Source organism: Bacteroidota bacterium (genome assembly GCA_016722565.1).
Lineage (GTDB): Bacteria > Bacteroidota > Bacteroidia > 2-12-FULL-35-15 > 2-12-FULL-35-15 > 2-12-FULL-35-15.
This window is the reverse complement of the sequence record JADKIU010000001.1, coordinates 572,456-589,452: the sequence shown is the minus strand read 5'-3', so window position 1 is coordinate 589,452 and position 16,997 is coordinate 572,456. Positions and strand designations below refer to the sequence as shown.

The 16,997-nt window shown below is 36.2% G+C and carries 11 protein-coding genes; 8 read left to right on the top strand and 3 right to left on the bottom strand.

Features of this window, described 5'->3' with window-relative positions; genetic code table 11:
* Positions 1 to 11: 11 nt before the first annotated feature.
* Both IPP64_02285 and IPP64_02280 read right to left on the bottom strand, forming a co-directional pair.
* Positions 12 to 3,191, bottom strand: a complete 3,180-nt coding sequence (locus IPP64_02285) for a tail fiber domain-containing protein (protein ID MBL0328260.1) — start codon at positions 3,189 to 3,191, stop codon at positions 12 to 14.
* 164 nt (positions 3,192 to 3,355) lie between these two features.
* Positions 3,356 to 5,947, bottom strand: coding sequence for a LytTR family transcriptional regulator DNA-binding domain-containing protein (locus IPP64_02280; GenBank protein ID MBL0328259.1), 2,592 nt, complete (start codon positions 5,945 to 5,947; stop codon positions 3,356 to 3,358).
* A 304-nt stretch (positions 5,948 to 6,251) separates the two neighbouring features.
* Between IPP64_02280 and IPP64_02275 the strand changes: the two genes are divergently transcribed.
* The 8 genes from IPP64_02275 (at position 6,252) to IPP64_02240 (ending at position 16,322) form a co-directional block, all read left to right on the top strand.
* Positions 6,252 to 6,641, top strand: coding sequence for a response regulator (locus IPP64_02275; GenBank protein MBL0328258.1), 390 nt, complete (start codon positions 6,252 to 6,254; stop codon positions 6,639 to 6,641).
* 60 nt (positions 6,642 to 6,701) lie between these two features.
* Positions 6,702 to 7,637: a hypothetical protein gene (locus IPP64_02270; GenBank protein ID MBL0328257.1), complete on the top strand. Its 936-nt coding sequence runs from the start codon at positions 6,702 to 6,704 to the stop codon at positions 7,635 to 7,637.
* A 219-nt stretch (positions 7,638 to 7,856) separates the two neighbouring features.
* Positions 7,857 to 8,219 (top strand): DUF2200 domain-containing protein, encoded by a 363-nt coding sequence (locus IPP64_02265; protein MBL0328256.1) that lies wholly within the window; start codon positions 7,857 to 7,859, stop codon positions 8,217 to 8,219.
* Positions 8,220 to 8,625: 406 nt separating this feature from the next.
* Complete coding sequence (locus tag IPP64_02260) at positions 8,626 to 10,074, top strand: class A beta-lactamase-related serine hydrolase (GenBank protein ID MBL0328255.1); 1,449 nt, start codon at positions 8,626 to 8,628, stop codon at positions 10,072 to 10,074.
* 94 nt (positions 10,075 to 10,168) lie between these two features.
* Positions 10,169 to 10,663, top strand: a complete 495-nt coding sequence (locus tag IPP64_02255) for a hypothetical protein (GenBank protein MBL0328254.1) — start codon at positions 10,169 to 10,171, stop codon at positions 10,661 to 10,663.
* 329 nt (positions 10,664 to 10,992) lie between these two features.
* Entirely contained in the window at positions 10,993 to 12,057 is a 1,065-nt protein-coding gene (locus tag IPP64_02250; protein ID MBL0328253.1) for a (p)ppGpp synthetase, read from the top strand.
* Positions 12,058 to 12,209: 152 nt separating this feature from the next.
* The gene (locus tag IPP64_02245; GenBank protein MBL0328252.1) at positions 12,210 to 13,892 is read left to right on the top strand and encodes a hypothetical protein; all 1,683 of its coding nucleotides are present in this window, start codon (positions 12,210 to 12,212) and stop codon (positions 13,890 to 13,892) included.
* A gap of 225 nt (positions 13,893 to 14,117) precedes the next feature.
* Positions 14,118 to 16,322: a S8 family peptidase gene (locus tag IPP64_02240; protein MBL0328251.1), complete on the top strand. Its 2,205-nt coding sequence runs from the start codon at positions 14,118 to 14,120 to the stop codon at positions 16,320 to 16,322.
* A 375-nt stretch (positions 16,323 to 16,697) separates the two neighbouring features.
* Here the strand turns inward: IPP64_02240 and IPP64_02235 are convergent, their stop codons facing one another.
* On the bottom strand, positions 16,698 to 16,937 hold the full coding sequence (locus IPP64_02235; protein ID MBL0328250.1) for a helix-turn-helix transcriptional regulator: 240 nt from the start codon (positions 16,935 to 16,937) through the stop codon (positions 16,698 to 16,700).
* Positions 16,938 to 16,997: the final 60 nt, after the last annotated feature.

Here is a 16,997-nt window from a genome sequence, read left to right as displayed (position 1 = left end):
TAATTTAAAGTTTAGTTGCTTTTCACCATACGTTTTGAGTCAATGATTATACCATCAACTACTAAAGTATACGTATACATACCGTTGCTTAAATCACTTGCGAAAACATTTAACTGTCCTCTTCCTTGTTTTGTGTCAAGTTCTACGCTGTTGATTAATTTTCCATCCACATTGTAGAACAACATTTGTGCTTTTTGAACACCATCTGTTAAATTATAAGTAATAGATGTTTGTTCAGCAAATGGATTTGGAGTATTTTGATCCAACACAATTGATTTAACATCACTTAATTCTACTGATGCAATTGCTGTAGTAGAAGTGTTTGCCGGATTTACTTTGGCTATTTCTTTCAACTCAGCAACCTCTTTTATTAATTTTTCAATAATTACTTGTTGCTCTTGAATTGATTTTGTTAATACAGGAATTAAACCACTATAACTAATTCCTTTGTATTCGCCACCTTTGCTAATTACATTTCCTTCTGCATCTTTAAATTCAGGCTTAGTTGATTTGGTAACCAATTCTGGAATTACTTGCTCCACCTCCTGAGCAATAAAACCATATTGTAAACGGTCGCTCAAATTTAATTCAGGATATTCACCAATTTTGTAATCATACGTCACCGGATTTAATTTGTTCAATAAGGTCAGTCCGCTTTCAATAGTATTTACATTTGTCTTAATTTTTTGATCCGAAAAAGAAATTGGTAGCTGAGAAGTTAAAACTACTCCTGTAAAATAGCCAGCAACTGCTCCATCACCATAAATACCAATACTGTTTGTTGCAGTTGCTCCTGCTCCAAGAGTAGCAATCCCCACAACTCCAACGTTATTTACTGTCGTACTTCCAGCATCGGCCTGAGCAGTTGAAAAGGTGCCAATGTTATTGAAGGTTGCTGCACCTGTTTCGGTTTTCGCAGTTGATTTTGTGGCCATGTTATTAGTGCTTGTGCCACCTGTTGCGGTATTTGCTGTTGAACTTGTACCCATGTTATCTACAGCTCCCGCTAAATTACTTGAAGCATTGGTTTGTACTCCATAATTTAATTTAGAACCGCTAGCTGTAAATCCACCGGCAGTAGTTGATACTGTCATTGGATTTGTTGAGCTCACACTTCCTGAAACTCCCACATTCGTTCTTCCATTATTTGCTACTCCACTAACTCCTGTATTGAACATCGCTGCGGATGCACCGGCATACGTTTGTGATACATTTCCTCTTACCCCGGCATTGGTCATTGCATTTTCTGAAGTACCATACACACCTGCATTTTCACGATTGGTACCTTTTGCAATACCGTAAGTTGCATATCCGAATCCAATGTAAGGAGTATTAGTTGCTATATCTGCATTTTCAACTCGGTTAGCAATTACTGTTGATAGTGAATTAGTAGTAACTCCACGAATCACTTCCAATTTAGCTGCTGGTGTACATGATGTACCAATCCCCACAAAGTTTACTCCATCATTCACTGTTCCTGCTGCATCAGCAAAACGGAAATTAAAATTGTTCATTGGAATTTCCCAACTAGAAGCCAATGGCGAAGGTGTGCCTGATGCACAAGCATTACCCAATCCTGAGCCTGGAGTTAAAGCACCATCAACATAAATAACATCACCGTTTGCGTCTACCGCTAAAAGACCTAAACCAGGATTTGGAATAGTTGGTGTAGTAGTATTTAAATGCTCAAAACGTAAACCACTTCCACCACCTGGTGTTGTTGTAGGCGTTCCAAAATCTTTGATATGAACCGTATTCAGTGGTGCAATATCACCAAATCCTGTTCTTCCTTCATTTCCATTGCTCCACATTTCAGCAATTTCTAATCCGCTGACTAATGAAGCTGTTGTAGTAGATGGGCTTGTTGGTTTTGTATGCGTAAAACGCATTACCTGTATTGTATTCCCTCCGAAATTAATTGCTGCTTCTGGTCCTGCTGCTCCTGCTTTTAATCCAACATACATGTTGTTTGAATTTTGCGAAGTAAAGGTTCCAACATCCATCCAAGGGCGGTGTCCGAATTGGCTTCCAAGTGCATCGTTGTTATAACCAAGATGTAATAAGGATAATGGGCGTGTTAATGGTGCGCCCGGATTGTGCGAAATACTTACACGTGTTGCATCAGGGTTTGTTCCTGGTGAAGGATTGTTTACACCATAACCAGAACTAAGTAATGCTGTTGGTGTGCTATAACTCATAATACGTACACGCTCTTGAGTTAATGTAGCCGTAGCTGTAGTTGTATTGGCATTGGTTGAAAACAACAATGGACGCAATTCCTGATTGTACAACATAGCAATACCATTTGCATTTGGATTTGCATTTCCAAAAATTCCTAAACGCAAACCATCTGCAGCTGTTACTGTTGTTGGACCCGGATTGGTAAACGCTCCTCCTGCTAAATATTGATTGGTGATTTGATACCAACTACTTGTCCCATCTTCGTTGTGCTGGTGTAAACGACTTGTTGGAGAAATAGATAATGTTCCAGCGCTGACGAAACGTGGACCAATACCAACATTTCCGCTACCCATAACGCGAACAATTTCTCTTCCGTCATTATCCTGCCCACCTAAATCTGCAACTCCACCAGATGCTGTTCCATTACCTCCAGTAAATCTGAAACTCATTACATCGGGACCAAGAGCTCCGGGCAGACCATTATCACTCCATTGGATTACAGCTTCTGTTAAATCTGGCCCAGCACCTACTTTACGATGACCAACATACATCAAATCGTTATTGCTAGTAAACGTTATTCCAGTTTGCATCCAGTTTCTATAACCAAGCTCCTGAACAAATCCTCCTGGACCATTCAAATGCAATAAACTAAATGCACCGCGGTCGGCACCGCCATATAAATTTCCAAAAGTTGCAGTTCCATCTTCTCCCAACAATAAATAACCATTCCGTGGCTGTGTATAACCATTAACAGAATAAGTAGTATTTCCATTTAAACGCATACGGCTAGCACCTGCAGTTTGAGTAAAAATAGGGGAGTTCCATTTTGTCCCAAAAATATTTTTAGTGCCAGCTGGACCACCAGGGTTATTTCCTCCTCTGTACCAAGCGTGATCTGCTTGTTGAGCTGTTGAGGCTGTTGCTGAGATAGCTGGACCTGTTGCCCCTTGTTGTGCATTCATTCCGATGGCTCCCATCAGAAACAATGATGTTATTATTCGTTTTTTCATGTGACTAGGATTTTACAGTTTCTCGCAAAACTATACCCCAAAATAAAATAAAACCCCATCAAATAGAGGGATTGTGACGAACCCACCTTAAAATAGTGACGAACCCATGAAAGGAAAATGGCGTTTTGGATGAACAAATAGAAAATTGTGACGGGAAGAAGGAATTAAAATTTGATTTTTGAAAGTTGCTCCAAATACGTTTCGCCTACAGCCAATTTTTCGCCACAAACGGTCACATCTTTTTTGCTTTTCGACTGTACCTTATCAATACGTATAATATAGGAACGATTTATTCGAAGGTATTCCAGCGGATCGGGAACCAAATCCAAAAACTCCCCAATCTTGTATCGGATCACATGTCGACCTGTATCTGTATGGATTTCAATATAGTTACCATCGGATTTTACAAAACAAATCGTATTTGTTGCAATACGAATGTCCTTTCCTTGTTCCCTGAAAACCACATAGTTGGTTTTCTTGGTCAACCGTTTTAATACCTGACGCATTAACTCACGGGTAATATCTCGGTTATAAGTCAGGATGCGGAATCGGAAAAACAAATAAATAAGTAATACTATAAGAATAATAACGCTCAACCGAAACCACAACGTTTGCCAAAAAGGAGGTAAAATGGTAAACGAAAACTGTTGTTGCCCTTGCGCCCAACTTGCATTCTTCCCTTTGGCTTGTACCATAAAGGTATAGTTGCCAGGTGGCAATGAGGTGTAGCGAATACTGAGTGCGGTGGTATAATTCCATTCCGTTTCCAAACCTTGTAATTTAAATCGGTATTGCATGGGCGAGAATTCAAAAAACGAAATGGCTTTAAAACCAAACTCAACTCTATTTTCGTTGTAATTTAATTCAGAAGTTTTTTCCCGCTCCTGATCATTTACTTTAAACTGATCTATTTTTAAAAAATAATTGGTGGTAGTAGTGATGGTTTTATCCAACATCGATTTTGGAAAATAACACAAGCCTTCGCGTGTACCCACCCAAACTGTATCGTTTACAATTTCAATATCCGTAATTTCATTGCTGATTAATCCGTTGTGGTTGGAAATCACATCCACCTTTTTTACTTTTTTGTTTTTAAATACAATGCGGTTCAAGCCACTGTTGGTGCATGCCCATACCACCGAATCGTTTTCGATGTGCACTTTGTTCACGATTTTACCACGGAGTCCTTGCTTCTCGTCAATTTTATACACCACATCATCTTGCAATATCAATACACCCGAACCCTTGGTAGCCATCACTAACTTATCCGTCCAACATTCGATATCCATCAATCGTTGTAAGAGCGAATCGTTTTTGCAGGTATACTTTTTTAGTTGCTTGTTGGCATACGTATACAAACCGGTGTTGCTCACAAACATGAACTTGCCTTTATAAAAACATAAGTCATTTATTCGGGATTGCGTTTCAATCGGAGTTCGTTGTCCGTTATAATACACCATTACACCACGGTAGGTCGAAAACAAAACCGAATCGTTGAAATGCGTATACATATTAATATGATTTCCTTGTAAATCGTAAACCGGATTTTTGTTGTTGGTAGTAAACAATTTATGATCAGAAAAATAATACGTCCGTTTTGTATGTTTATCGTAACTCACCAATGCCGGCTTTTTTATCGAAGATTCATAAACCAACGAAAGTTGATTGTTGGAGAGGTGTGAAATATTTCCATTGTAATAGGCAATCCAAATGGTTCCGTTTTCATCCTTTGTCATTTCCCGAATCCAGTTGTCGGCAGAAACAGCCGGATTAAAGTTTTTGATGACCGAACTTTTGGAATGAAACACACCATCACTTAAAGTTCCAAACCAATAACCACCTTCGTGATCCACAAACATTTTGGTTACCGACTTGCCAACCAAAAACGATTGTTGTTGTTCCCCTTTTATAGTATACACGTTGATGCCTCCGTAGCGAAATCCCACCCAAAATTGATCCTCGTTTAAAATGCCCATGGAGATAGGTTCGTACAAAACAGGAACTTCTATTGAATCTGCTGAAGGAGATAAAAGAATGAGTTTATTGCGGGTAGAAAAAACAGCGATGTTTTGTTTTTGAAAATAACAAGCTTGGGTATAATTACTTCCACAATCTTGTTCTTTTTGTGAATAGGTAACTTGTTTGTCCCACTTTCCGGTAATGGCGGTTGATGTTTTCGATTGAATGTAAAAAAAATCGGAACTATACTTTTTAGTCAATAAAACAATATTCGCAGGCGCTAGATCAGGAATGGTGATGTTATTTGCAATTACTTTTCCGTTTGCATCAATGTGCAAATAGCCTGTACCGTTGATGATGCTAACAAAAAGTGATTTGTCGGCTGCCACATGCATACCGTTCACCACAAAATAGTCGGGGATGGCAGTTAACAGCTGGTTGTAGGGATAGGCTTTAAAAACGGGAGTGTTTTTTCCGGTGATCGAAAACACGGTTTTATTAAAGGTACTGGCATAAATATCACCGTTGGGTTGTTTGTAGAGTTTAAAAACAACATTGTCGGTGAGGCCATCATCGGTGGTAAAGTTTTTAAAGGAATAGCCGTCAAAGCGCGATAAGCCGTGATCGGTGGAAAACCATAAATTACCATCATTACCCTGTACAATATCATGCACCTGCGAACTAGGCAGACCTTCGCTTACGGAGTAGTGATAAAAGTTCAGATCCTGAGCATAAACTATTGTAAAGCAAAACGAAAAAATGGTAAGTATAAGCAGTGAACTTATTCTTTTTTGCATACAATACATTTCAATAACCAAGGCTGCAAATATAAAAACATTTTTGAGCTGACCCTTTTCTATATCTGATTGCCCGAACGAATAACGATGATAATGGTGTTTTAGTATAGCGCGTTTCTCCTTCCCAAAAACTATTCAGGGCTTTTCAAAAATTTAATGGTATCTTGGTACAATCAAACTCGTCCTACTCCTGTCGTCAAACACAATTGTGTTTGGTATTTAACACGATGCACTTGTAACACCGCACACTGTTTACATTTTTTCTGACCCATTACCGATTTTTTAAATCCTTTACGCGAAAGAAATGATGAAAACAATACTCATTATCGAAGACAATGCAGATATTCTGGAAAACCTTTCCGAATATTTTCAATCGTTTCAGTACCGTGTACTTCCTGCCTCCAACGGCAAATGCGGAGTGGAATTGGCGCAGAAAAATTTACCCGATTTAATTATTTGTGACATTTGTATGTCGGATATGGATGGTTATGAAGTTTTGCAACACATTCAAGCCAATGCATCCACCAATAAAATTCCATTCATTTTCAGCACTGCCAAATCCGAACAAATCGACCGACAAAGAGCACTCGCATTGGGTGCAGATGATTATCTTATTAAACCTTACGACATGGAACTACTCCTGCAAACTACCCAAACATGGATTTGCAAAACCAGCAACCGTTGTTGCGGCTAAGTTGTATTGAATGCTCTGAACACATGCACCAAAAGGAGTTTTATTAACTACCTTTGCCCCATGTTTCAAAAACACCTTTGCTTTTTCTTTTTTATTGTTTCTTTTTTTACTTCAACAGCACAACTTCAGGTTGCCCACATGGACGAGGCCATCTTGTCGACTTCCGACAGAACTTACCTCACCTTTGGACAAGGCATTGGCAACTACAAAACACCGTATGGCATAAAACCCTTGAATCCACTTATTTTTGAAGGACAAATTTCTCCCGATTTCTTTTTACGTCTTTCAAAAAAACGAACCGTTGGATTGGCCGTGTTTCCAAAAATCATTATCCGAATGTTTAACCAGCCCAGCATGCCGGTGAAAACACCCAGCTATATGCCCAGCATTTTATTCTATCACCAACTCAACATCCCGTTTACCAAGCAGCTGTTTCGTTTTTTTAGCTCCGATGAACAAATGGCATTTATGACGTATAGAGCCATTCATCATTCAAACGGACAAGAAGGCAATTATTATTTAACCGGCACCGACAGTGTGAACTATCGTAACGGAAATTTTTCCACCAATGCTGTTGAAATTGCATTCAGCTGGAGTGCGGTAGATTCGGGACGAGTAGGGAAATCGTTTGCCAATGGTCGTATTGCGTATGAGCGACAGTTGGACATTGAGCGCGAAACAGAACTACGACATACCTATTATTATGATAAAATTTCATTGGAAAGCAGGTTTATTTATTCCGAAAAAGTAAAAGCCTATATTAAATATTCGGTGATGTGGGGAACAGCAAAATTTCGTCCGCGCAATTCGGTGGATTTGTTTCTGGCTTTTAAACCCTCAAAAAAATTATCCAACTTTTCAATTTTTATGCGTGGTTATATCGGCCCCGACTATTACAACCTCTATTACGAAAACATGCTTCGCACCATCACCCTCGGCATCATTGCCGACCCATTGAGCATACCTGTTTTTCAAAAAGTAAAAAATAAAAAGTAGTTGGAATTTCATTTTCACTAAAGAGACTATTAGAATCGTCATTGCGAAGTAGCGACAGCGGATGAAGCAATCTCTCTCTGTTCTTAACTAGATTGCTTCGTCATTCTTCCTCGCAATGACGTGCTAAGTTACTGTGACAATTAGAACCGTCATTGCGAGGTACGAAGCAATCTCACTTCATTAAAAGTAATTATCTTCGTACAACAAAACCATCACCGCATGAACACCACCGACACACATAACCAACGCATGGCCAGCATGACCTTTGCATCCGTTTATCCTTTGTATCTAACGAAAGTTGAAAGAAAAGGACGCACCAAGGAAGAGCTACACCAAGTCATTACCTGGCTTACCGGTTTCGACAACAAAAAAATTCAGGAACTCATCAACAAAAAAGTAACCTTTCAGGAATTTTTTAAACGTGCGAAACTCCACCCCAATGCCTCCCTCATTACCGGATTAATTTGTGGCTACCGTATCGAAGAAATTGAAAACCCCTTAACACAACAAGTACGTTATTTGGATAAGTTGGTAGACGAACTTGCCAAAGGGAGAAAGATGGAAAAAATTTTACGCGGGTAGTAAATATTTTTTTTGTCAATACGTTTTAAACCATCAGACAGTTCTAATGAACATTCTATCACTAACATCATTCACCCGGAGCGTCATTGCGAAGTAGCGACAGCGGATGAAGCAATCTCTCTTCGTTTGCAACTAGATTGCTTCGTGCCTCGCTCCCGATAGACATCGGGAGACGGTTCAAATGAACATTATATCTCTAACATCATCCACCCGGAACATCTCCCGATCCCGATAGTCCCGATAGCTATCGGGATCGGGACTATCGAGGTCGGGAGACGTGCATTAGAACCGTTATTCTTGCGAGCCTAAATAAATCCGCTAAATTTGTAACGATAACAGTGCAAAAGAAAATAAATTAACAAACCCCGAATGAGAAACTATTTAATCCTTACCTGTCTTTTTTTACATTCATTTCTGCACCTGCTCAGTTGACAAAAATACAACCCTCTACAAAACCATTCTAACCAACGATAGTTTACTTTTTAATATAGGATTCAACACCTGTCAAATTTCACAGTTCGAAAATTTATTAAGTCCAAGCTTTGAATTTGTACACGATAAAGATGGAATCTTAAACAAACAACAATTTATAACCGCATTAAAAAACGGTTTATGCAATTCACCAACAACCTATCAATCCAGAAGAGAGTTGATAAAAGAAAGCACAGAAATTTTTCCACTCTATAAAAACAATTTACTGTATGGAGCCATTCAAACCGGAAACCATCGGTTTTATGAAACCAGTTCCGGGAAAAAAGAAACCTATGCCAGCACCGCAAAATTCACGCATGTATGGAGTTTCGAAAATCAAACTTGGAAATTAACAAAAGGATTAAGCTTTGATCATCAAGATACCGATAAAGCCAATTATCAATCTACCTTCTTCGATAACGACAAAGAAATTGAAAAATGGATGAAAGAAAACCACATTCCTACCTTGGGAATTGGAATTATTAAGGATGGTAACTTAAATCAAGTAAAGGTTTTTGGCGAACTGCAACAAGGCATTGCAGCACCGTACAATACACTCTTTAATGTAGCATCGCTTACCAAACCCATCACCGCCATAGTAACATTAAAATTGGTAAGTGCAGGCAAGTGGGACTTGGATGCACCCATCTATCAATTTTGGGTGGACCCCGATGTTGCAAAAGATCCAAATTTAAAACTACTCACCACACGTCACATTTTATCCCATCAAACAGGATTTACCAATTGGCGTGGCAACAACGTTGATGGAAAATTACATTTCGAATTTACACCCGGCACAAAATATCAATACTCAGGCGAAGGGTTCGAATATTTACGAAAAGCATTAGAAAACAAATTCAAAAAAACACTCAATCAATTAGCCAACGAATTAATTTTTGAGCCACTAAAAATGGTGGATACAAAATACATTTGGGACGAAAAAACCGACAGCACCCGATATGCTAAGGGCTACAACACCGAAGGAATACCTTATGCAACCGTAAAGAACACCACCGCCAATGCAGCCGATAATCTGCTCACAACCGTGGAGGATTATGGTTTGTTTTTAACCAGCGTGCTAACCGGTGAAGGATTGACAAAAAATGTTTTTGACGAAATGGTTAAGCCACAAGTGGCAACAAAAAAAGATAAATCCTTCGGATTGGGTTTTGAAATTTACGATTTTGGAAACGGAGATTATGCTTTGTCGCATGGTGGTTCCGACCTGGGATGCCATACCATTGTATTTATTTTTCCGAAAACAAAACAAGGCATACTTATTTTTACCAATGTAGACGAAGGATATAAAGTATACGAAAAACTATTGATGCATTACTTGGGCAATTATGGGAAACGAATTATAGAAATTGAAACAAAACAATAAAAAATAAAATGGGAGCCTACCAAAGAACTTATTTATTGAAGGGTATTCCATCAGCATTCGTAATTATGTAAACGAAACAACCGCACCACCCATTTTGAAAAAACTCATCTCCATACTCCTCCTTTTTATCTCTTTCAACAGCGTTGCTCAAAAAGATACGGCAGCACATAAACATTATGGAGCCATGCAGTTTGGCGGACAAACCATGGTTTCGATGCATTACGAATATTCCCTTGTTGCAAGAACATACTTTATTTTGAATACCAATATTGGGCTCGGACTAAATGAAAATGCCGATGACTCCGACCCAACCGACCGACCCATTTACGGAATTCATTCCGGCATTATTTGTTTGGCAGGACCAAAGCTTATTTCAGTAGAGCTGGGCATTTACCCCACTACCTATTTTTACAAATCCACCACCTTTGTAAATTTAAACAGCTGGGCTGGTATACGACTTCGTCCTCAAAAAATGGAAGGATTTTTTATGAGCGTTGGATATACCCCACGACTATACTATACCTATAGCGACCCCAACAACCATTTTTTTAATGCAGCCATTGCAGCCAAATTTGGAATTAACTTTTAAAACCATCCAACAACCAAACATTCCTTCCAATAAATTTGCTATTACAAATTATAGTTTTAATTTAGCTTTGATTCTGAGCTACTCCCTCAATCAAATTTTATTTTAATAGAATTTTTATGCATGAAAAACATCAGCTTCTACCTTTCCGGTAGAGAAGTTTTCATTGGGAGTTTGCGATTTTCCTTTTGTGGTGTTTTTGAATAAAAATTATCCGTGTATACACGAGTAATAAACGAGTATACTTGGGTAATTTGAAGACAGGTAAAGATGGAGTTGGGATAATTAAAATATTGTAGTAGCGCGTAACAATAAGTTAGCTGAGATTTTATATGAAAGACAAAATTCTAAATGACTTTAAGACAAAAAAGGACACTCTTGATGCTTTCAAGAATCGTGTTATTAATCTTATTGTTGACCTATTGAAAGAAAAAAAATTAAATTACCACCAAATAACGGGTAGGACGAAAGACTTTGAAAGTCTTTCAAAAAAAATTGACAGGAAAAATGGTAAGTATAACGACCTTCACGAAATCACAGACCTTGTTGGAATTAGAATTATAACATATTTAGAAAGTGACGTAGATTTAATAGCAGAGATACTTGAAAAAGAATTTAATGTTGACCTTAAAAATTCATCCGACAAAAGAATTCTTAAAGCGGATCAATTTGGGTATAAATCTTTACATTATGTTGTCTCACTTAGTGACAAAAGAGCGGCTTTGTCTGAATACATATCTTACAAAGAAATTAAATGTGAAATACAGATTAGGTCTATTTTACAGCACGCATGGGCTGAAATAGAACATGATCTGGGCTACAAAGGCGAGTCATCAATACCGATAGATTATATAAGAAGTTTCAACAGACTTGCTGCTCTTCTAGAAACTGCAGATATAGAATTTGATCGATTAAAAAGAGAGATTTCGGAATATGAAAAAGAAATGCCAAAATTGATTAAGGAGCAACCTGAGCAAGTAAGCATTGATCAAACTTCACTATTTTCTTTTACCGAGACAAATAGTGTTTTTGCTGAAGCAAAAGAAATCATTGCGAAAAACATGAACGCTCAATTTTTCCCAGAAAACAATTATAATAGCATCATACCAAGATTTCAACTATTCAATATTAATACAATTAAAGAGCTTGATGACTCCGTTCTAAATAACAAAATAGAGTATTTGAAATTTGTAAAGGATTTCACAAAAAGTTTATCATCTGATTTATTACCTTCAAGTGTCCCCTTATTTTATTATCAACACTATTTAATCTCGAAAACAGAAAACCCTGAAAAAATGCAGGAATATTTCGATTTTGGTGAAACTAAAATAAACGGCAACTTAAGGACTGCTCAAGAATGGATTCAGCTTTATCAGAGAATTAAAAACCTCAGCTAACAAAGGTCTGGCGGTATTTGGGTATCTCGCTCCGCAAGACAAATTTAATTGACTTTGAAATCAGGCTTCGCAATTAAAAATATAGTAAGAAACCCAAACGATAGCCAGGCCAGGGAACGTTATGTGGCATTTAAATGTAAACAATAATAAATATGATAGACAATCTACCAAAAGAAATTTCTTTGAATAGACTTCAAAAATTCAATTTCGGAAATATTGAAGCAAATGAAGACGATTTATTATTTGACAGCATATGTAGAACTTCATCAATCATGCAATTTATAAATGGAACGAAAAATATTGTGTTGGGCGAAAAAGGAACAGGAAAGACAGCCTTATTCCGATTAATAAAGGAAGATAAGTTAAAATTTAATCCAAAGAATGGATTTAAAAATATTATAATTCCAATTGAAGATAATTTTCAATATAAAAATATAAAAGGAAAATTATTAAATCTAATAAAAACAAGCAATGACGATCCTAACTTTAAATACCAGGTCATTTGGGAACTATTCTTATTTCATAAAATAACTCAGAGACTGCAAAAATCTGAATACGATTTGCCTTCAACAATTAACAAAGGAATAGATCTCGCCAATAAGATATTTAGTAATAACGGCTTAGACGATTTTATTAAAACAAAACGAACATTTGGTGTAAAATTACATAGTACACCAGAAAGTATTTCACCGGACCTGTATTTTACAGCAGAACCATTACCTGCAACTGACGTAACTATAAAAGAAAAGTCATTAGAAAATTTAGAACTCGATTTAGACTTTTATAAAAACAAAATAAATAAGTTTTTAATTGAAAATGAATTAAATCTTATAATTATAATAGATCGCTTAGACGAATTTGTAAGCAAATCTGCCGCTGATGTTCAGTTAGAAACACTTGAAGCGCTCGTAGTTGTGGAAAGAGAATTTAGCAGATACAGCAATATTGAACTGAAAATATTTTTACGCGATGACCTATTTAAACAGCTTTCATTCGAGGGTATTGGTTATGACAAAGTCATCTCAAAAAAGGTTGAACTAATTTGGACCCCTGAAAAAATTCGTGAATTTATTGCCAAAAGGATTTATTCAAACTATAAAAGGGTTATGAATATCACTTCTATAATAGCTAATATAGATAAAGAAACTTTGGAAATTGACACATCAATAGATACAGACAATTATATCAGACCAAACTTTTTGACACGGTCTTACAGATGGATAGTCAAAAAATTAAATCCGGAACATTATGCTCAGAAATTTCCAAGGAAAGTAAATCTTAGTGATGATTTAAATAAACAAATCATTTTGAGTATTTTTCCAAGGTATGTTGATTTCAAAAACGAAGATGGAAAAATTATTGAAATGGACATATTCGACTACTTTTCAAATAATTTTAATTTAGGTACGGGAAATTCAATTCCTCGACTCATTTTAATTTTTCTGGAAAAATGTTTGACAATATCTGTGAATTATTACAATGACAATCCGGATCAACTTCCTATTATGCAAAATAAACATAAATGCTATGAATTAATTAAAAAAGGTTTTTTTGAAAAAGCATATGAGGAATTTAAAAAAGAAATTTATTTAAACTTTGCTAAATTAAATCCCGAATTTGAATCTAAAATAATGTTGTTAAGAGAGAAAATTGGCAATCGATTCACTTTTAGAGCGAGAGAACTGAAAGGATTATTAGAGATTAAAGAAGACGAAGAATTAAATTATTTCTGTGGATATTTGTTACACATTGGTTTTTTAAGATTGACAAATGCAACTAGCAACATTGAAGATATGAAATTTGAATTACCTGTTATGTTTAGGAACACAAAATGAGTAGAAAAAAGCTAATGCAAAACGACCACGTAACAGAATCTTTTAAAATGCGGAGTTCCTGTTAGTTGCAAGCACATTTTCAAAGGTGCGCTCCGCGAAATATTTTAGCATTTGCCTTTAAGTTCAGTTCTTTAAATAAAGTTTTTCGGTTAAGACAATTTTGTGCAAGTAAATTCCGCACTTCTTTTAGCCACAAATCGTTATTTGTAATACAAAAATATAATTATGGACGACAATAAATTTCACTTCAAAATACCCTCAAAAAATGTTCGTATTGAGAAATACGACAAGTCTGGATTCTCACAAACCGTCCCAAGAATAAGCCATAAAGAACATGGTGAAAAACTTAAATTGGAAGTTTTGAAATTGAAAGAAATTGAATTCAAAAAAAGAGACTCAAAATTTACAGAGGATTTTTTTCTTCAAATAGAAACACCTGAAAAAATATCAATTAAAAGCCAAAAACTCAAAATCGAACAACTAGGTTTTGATTTTATTTCATATTCTCCAAACAATATATCACTTGCAACAGCAAAAATTGAAAAGAGTAAGTATATAGAACTTGAAAGTAAATTGGATGTTTACATTAATTCAGCAGATGCAACTGGCAAAACGTATTTTGCTCCAATTGAAAGTCTTTCTAGCATATCACCAGAAAGCAAAGTAGATGAAAATATAAATTTCGAAAACGATGAAGAAGTGGATATACTTATTAATTTATTCAATGCTCTTTCACCTAAAGAAACACTTGCGGTTAGTGGAGTAATAATTGATGAATTAAAAAAACATAGCAACTTTATACGACAAAAATATTTTCAAAATGGAGTAAATACAATTCATTGCAAAATTCGTTCAAAATTAATTCCATTAATTGTTTCTGAGTTTTCAACAATCAAAGAAATTAAACTTTCGCAATTCTTTTTTGTACCACAGTCAACGCCAGTGCAAGCATTACCTAGCGATATCAAAATCAACCCTCCAGTTTCTAAATCAGTAATATGCGTGATCGATTCAGGAGTTAATAATACAAATGGAATAATGAATGCTGTTGTTAGTGCTGTGTATAAGCATTTGCCGATTAATGCTATTTCAAGTTGCGAGGAACATGGAACATTCGTTGCAAGTCGTTGTGTATTTGGTGATGAGATTGACCAAGGTATAATAGCAAAAGAACTTACTCCATATTGTTCAATAGCTGATTTAGCAGTTTTTGGTAGGGATGCTGCTGGCAAATTTATTGGCCCAAGCGAGTTTGATCTGAAAGCTGCAATTGAAGATGTTGTATCTGCAAATCACACTTCAATAAAAGTATATAATTTATCTCTTGGAGCAGCAATTCCAATCAAAGATTTTGTTGTATCCGACATTTCAAAGCTGCTTGATTTTCTTTCAAAAAAATACAAAGTGTTGTTCGTAATCTCAGCTGGCAATATTAATTCATTGCTTGGGAGTTTCCCTGCGGACCATTTCGCTTGTCCGCAATCTAGAATTTGCTCACCAGCTGAATCATTACTTGGATTAACAGTCGGATCTATTTCTAAACATGCAAACGCTAATTCTTTATCTCAGGTAAATTATGTTTCAGCTTTTTCCAGAAAAGGACCAGGAGTTGATTTAGGTATTAAGCCTGAAGTTGTCACACATGGAGGAAATATTTTATCACCTTATAACTTCTCGACTAGAATAGCAACATATGGAATTAGCAAAGATGGAAAAAGTCTATGTTGTGATGTCGGTACAAGTCATTCAGCACCGTTAGTTTCTCAATATGCTCAAAGATTGTTTGATACTTATCCTAATGCTAATCCCAATTTAGTAAAAGCACTGCTCTGTCATTTCAGTGATGAGAGATTTATACACGATGAAATAAGTGACGCCCCTGAAAATTATATTGGATTTGGTGAGCCTATAATTAATTATGCCTTAGCTTCGCATACCAATAATGCTGCTTTCATACATGAAGGACAATTAGACCAAGAAAACTATCAATATATTAGTTTTCATATTCCTTCCTCTTTGGCCAGTGATAATCCAGACACAAAATTGAAAATAAAGATAACAATCACTTACGACCCACCAGTTAATCCAGATAATGACTTAGAGTATTCTGAATCTAGAATTACAGCTGCACTATACAAACCAACTCATGACAGAATGTCTACGATAAATATTTCGTCAGACGATAAATACCTTGTTCCATGGAATCCAATTCTTCAGTTTGAGAAAAGTTTTCTGAGATCCTATTTGCATGGTCAATGGGAATTAAGACTAAGACTTTATACTAGAGGTAAAACAATACCAACTTATTTACAAGACTTCGCGGTTGTAATAGAAATTATTGATGAAAATAATAAAACAGATGTTTATAACGACATACTTAGAGAATTTTCTGATATTTACAAGCGTATAGAAATACGAATCGCAGCATAATTGCACAACGCCTAACAACATCTAAAAAAAATGCCGAGTTAGTGCAAGTTGCAAGCGCATTTTTAGCTGTAAAAAGTGTTGGCACTTGCCATTCACATCGGGACACTTTATATCTTTAGTACGGTAAGACAGTGATGTGCTTTTAATTCCACACTTTTTTAGCCGCAAGCCGTTAGTGCTCATAAAATCGCAAAAAATTATTCTCAAGAAAATCCTATATTTTTTTACTTTAACATTTACCTATCTTCTTACAATCGCTATCTTTAAGAAATAATTCTCCATTCATGTCCGACTTCTTCGAAAGCTACAACAAGCTTAATAACTAAGAATTTTAAATAACAACAAATAATACAGTCTAATATCTATTCAAAACTACTACTTCAGCCCCTTTAAAAACTCATCCAACTCCATTTCAAGTCCGGAGCATATCTTTTTAATAATGTATAAGGAAGGGTTTGAGCGACCAGCTTCAAGGCGGGCAATGTTGGAGCGCTCCATATCACATCTTCTGGAAAGTTCGGCTGCAGTAATTCCTGCCGCTTCTCTCATTTTTATGAGATGCTCTCCAAATCGTTTCTGAAGTTTTAAGCGTTCTTTCCGTTCGCGTTCGTCCATGGTCACTAAAATATTTACTCAAAGAGCGTGATTTTGTAGAAAAAAAGTGCTATCTAATTG

Excerpts from the sequence above, each read along its gene's own strand:
- IPP64_02285 (MBL0328260.1), bottom strand. The coding sequence starts at position 3,191 with ATGAAAAAACGAATAATAACATCATTGTTTCTGATGGGAGCCATCGGA.
- IPP64_02265 (MBL0328256.1), top strand. The coding sequence starts at position 7,857 with ATGAACACCACCGACACACATAACCAACGCATGGCCAGCATGACCTTT.
- IPP64_02280 (MBL0328259.1), bottom strand. The coding sequence starts at position 5,947 with ATGCAAAAAAGAATAAGTTCACTGCTTATACTTACCATTTTTTCGTTT.
- IPP64_02250 (MBL0328253.1), top strand. The coding sequence starts at position 10,993 with ATGAAAGACAAAATTCTAAATGACTTTAAGACAAAAAAGGACACTCTT.
- IPP64_02275 (MBL0328258.1), top strand. The coding sequence starts at position 6,252 with ATGATGAAAACAATACTCATTATCGAAGACAATGCAGATATTCTGGAA.
- IPP64_02270 (MBL0328257.1), top strand. The coding sequence starts at position 6,702 with ATGTTTCAAAAACACCTTTGCTTTTTCTTTTTTATTGTTTCTTTTTTT.
- IPP64_02245 (MBL0328252.1), top strand. The coding sequence starts at position 12,210 with ATGATAGACAATCTACCAAAAGAAATTTCTTTGAATAGACTTCAAAAA.
- IPP64_02235 (MBL0328250.1), bottom strand. The coding sequence starts at position 16,937 with ATGGACGAACGCGAACGGAAAGAACGCTTAAAACTTCAGAAACGATTT.
- IPP64_02240 (MBL0328251.1), top strand. The coding sequence starts at position 14,118 with ATGGACGACAATAAATTTCACTTCAAAATACCCTCAAAAAATGTTCGT.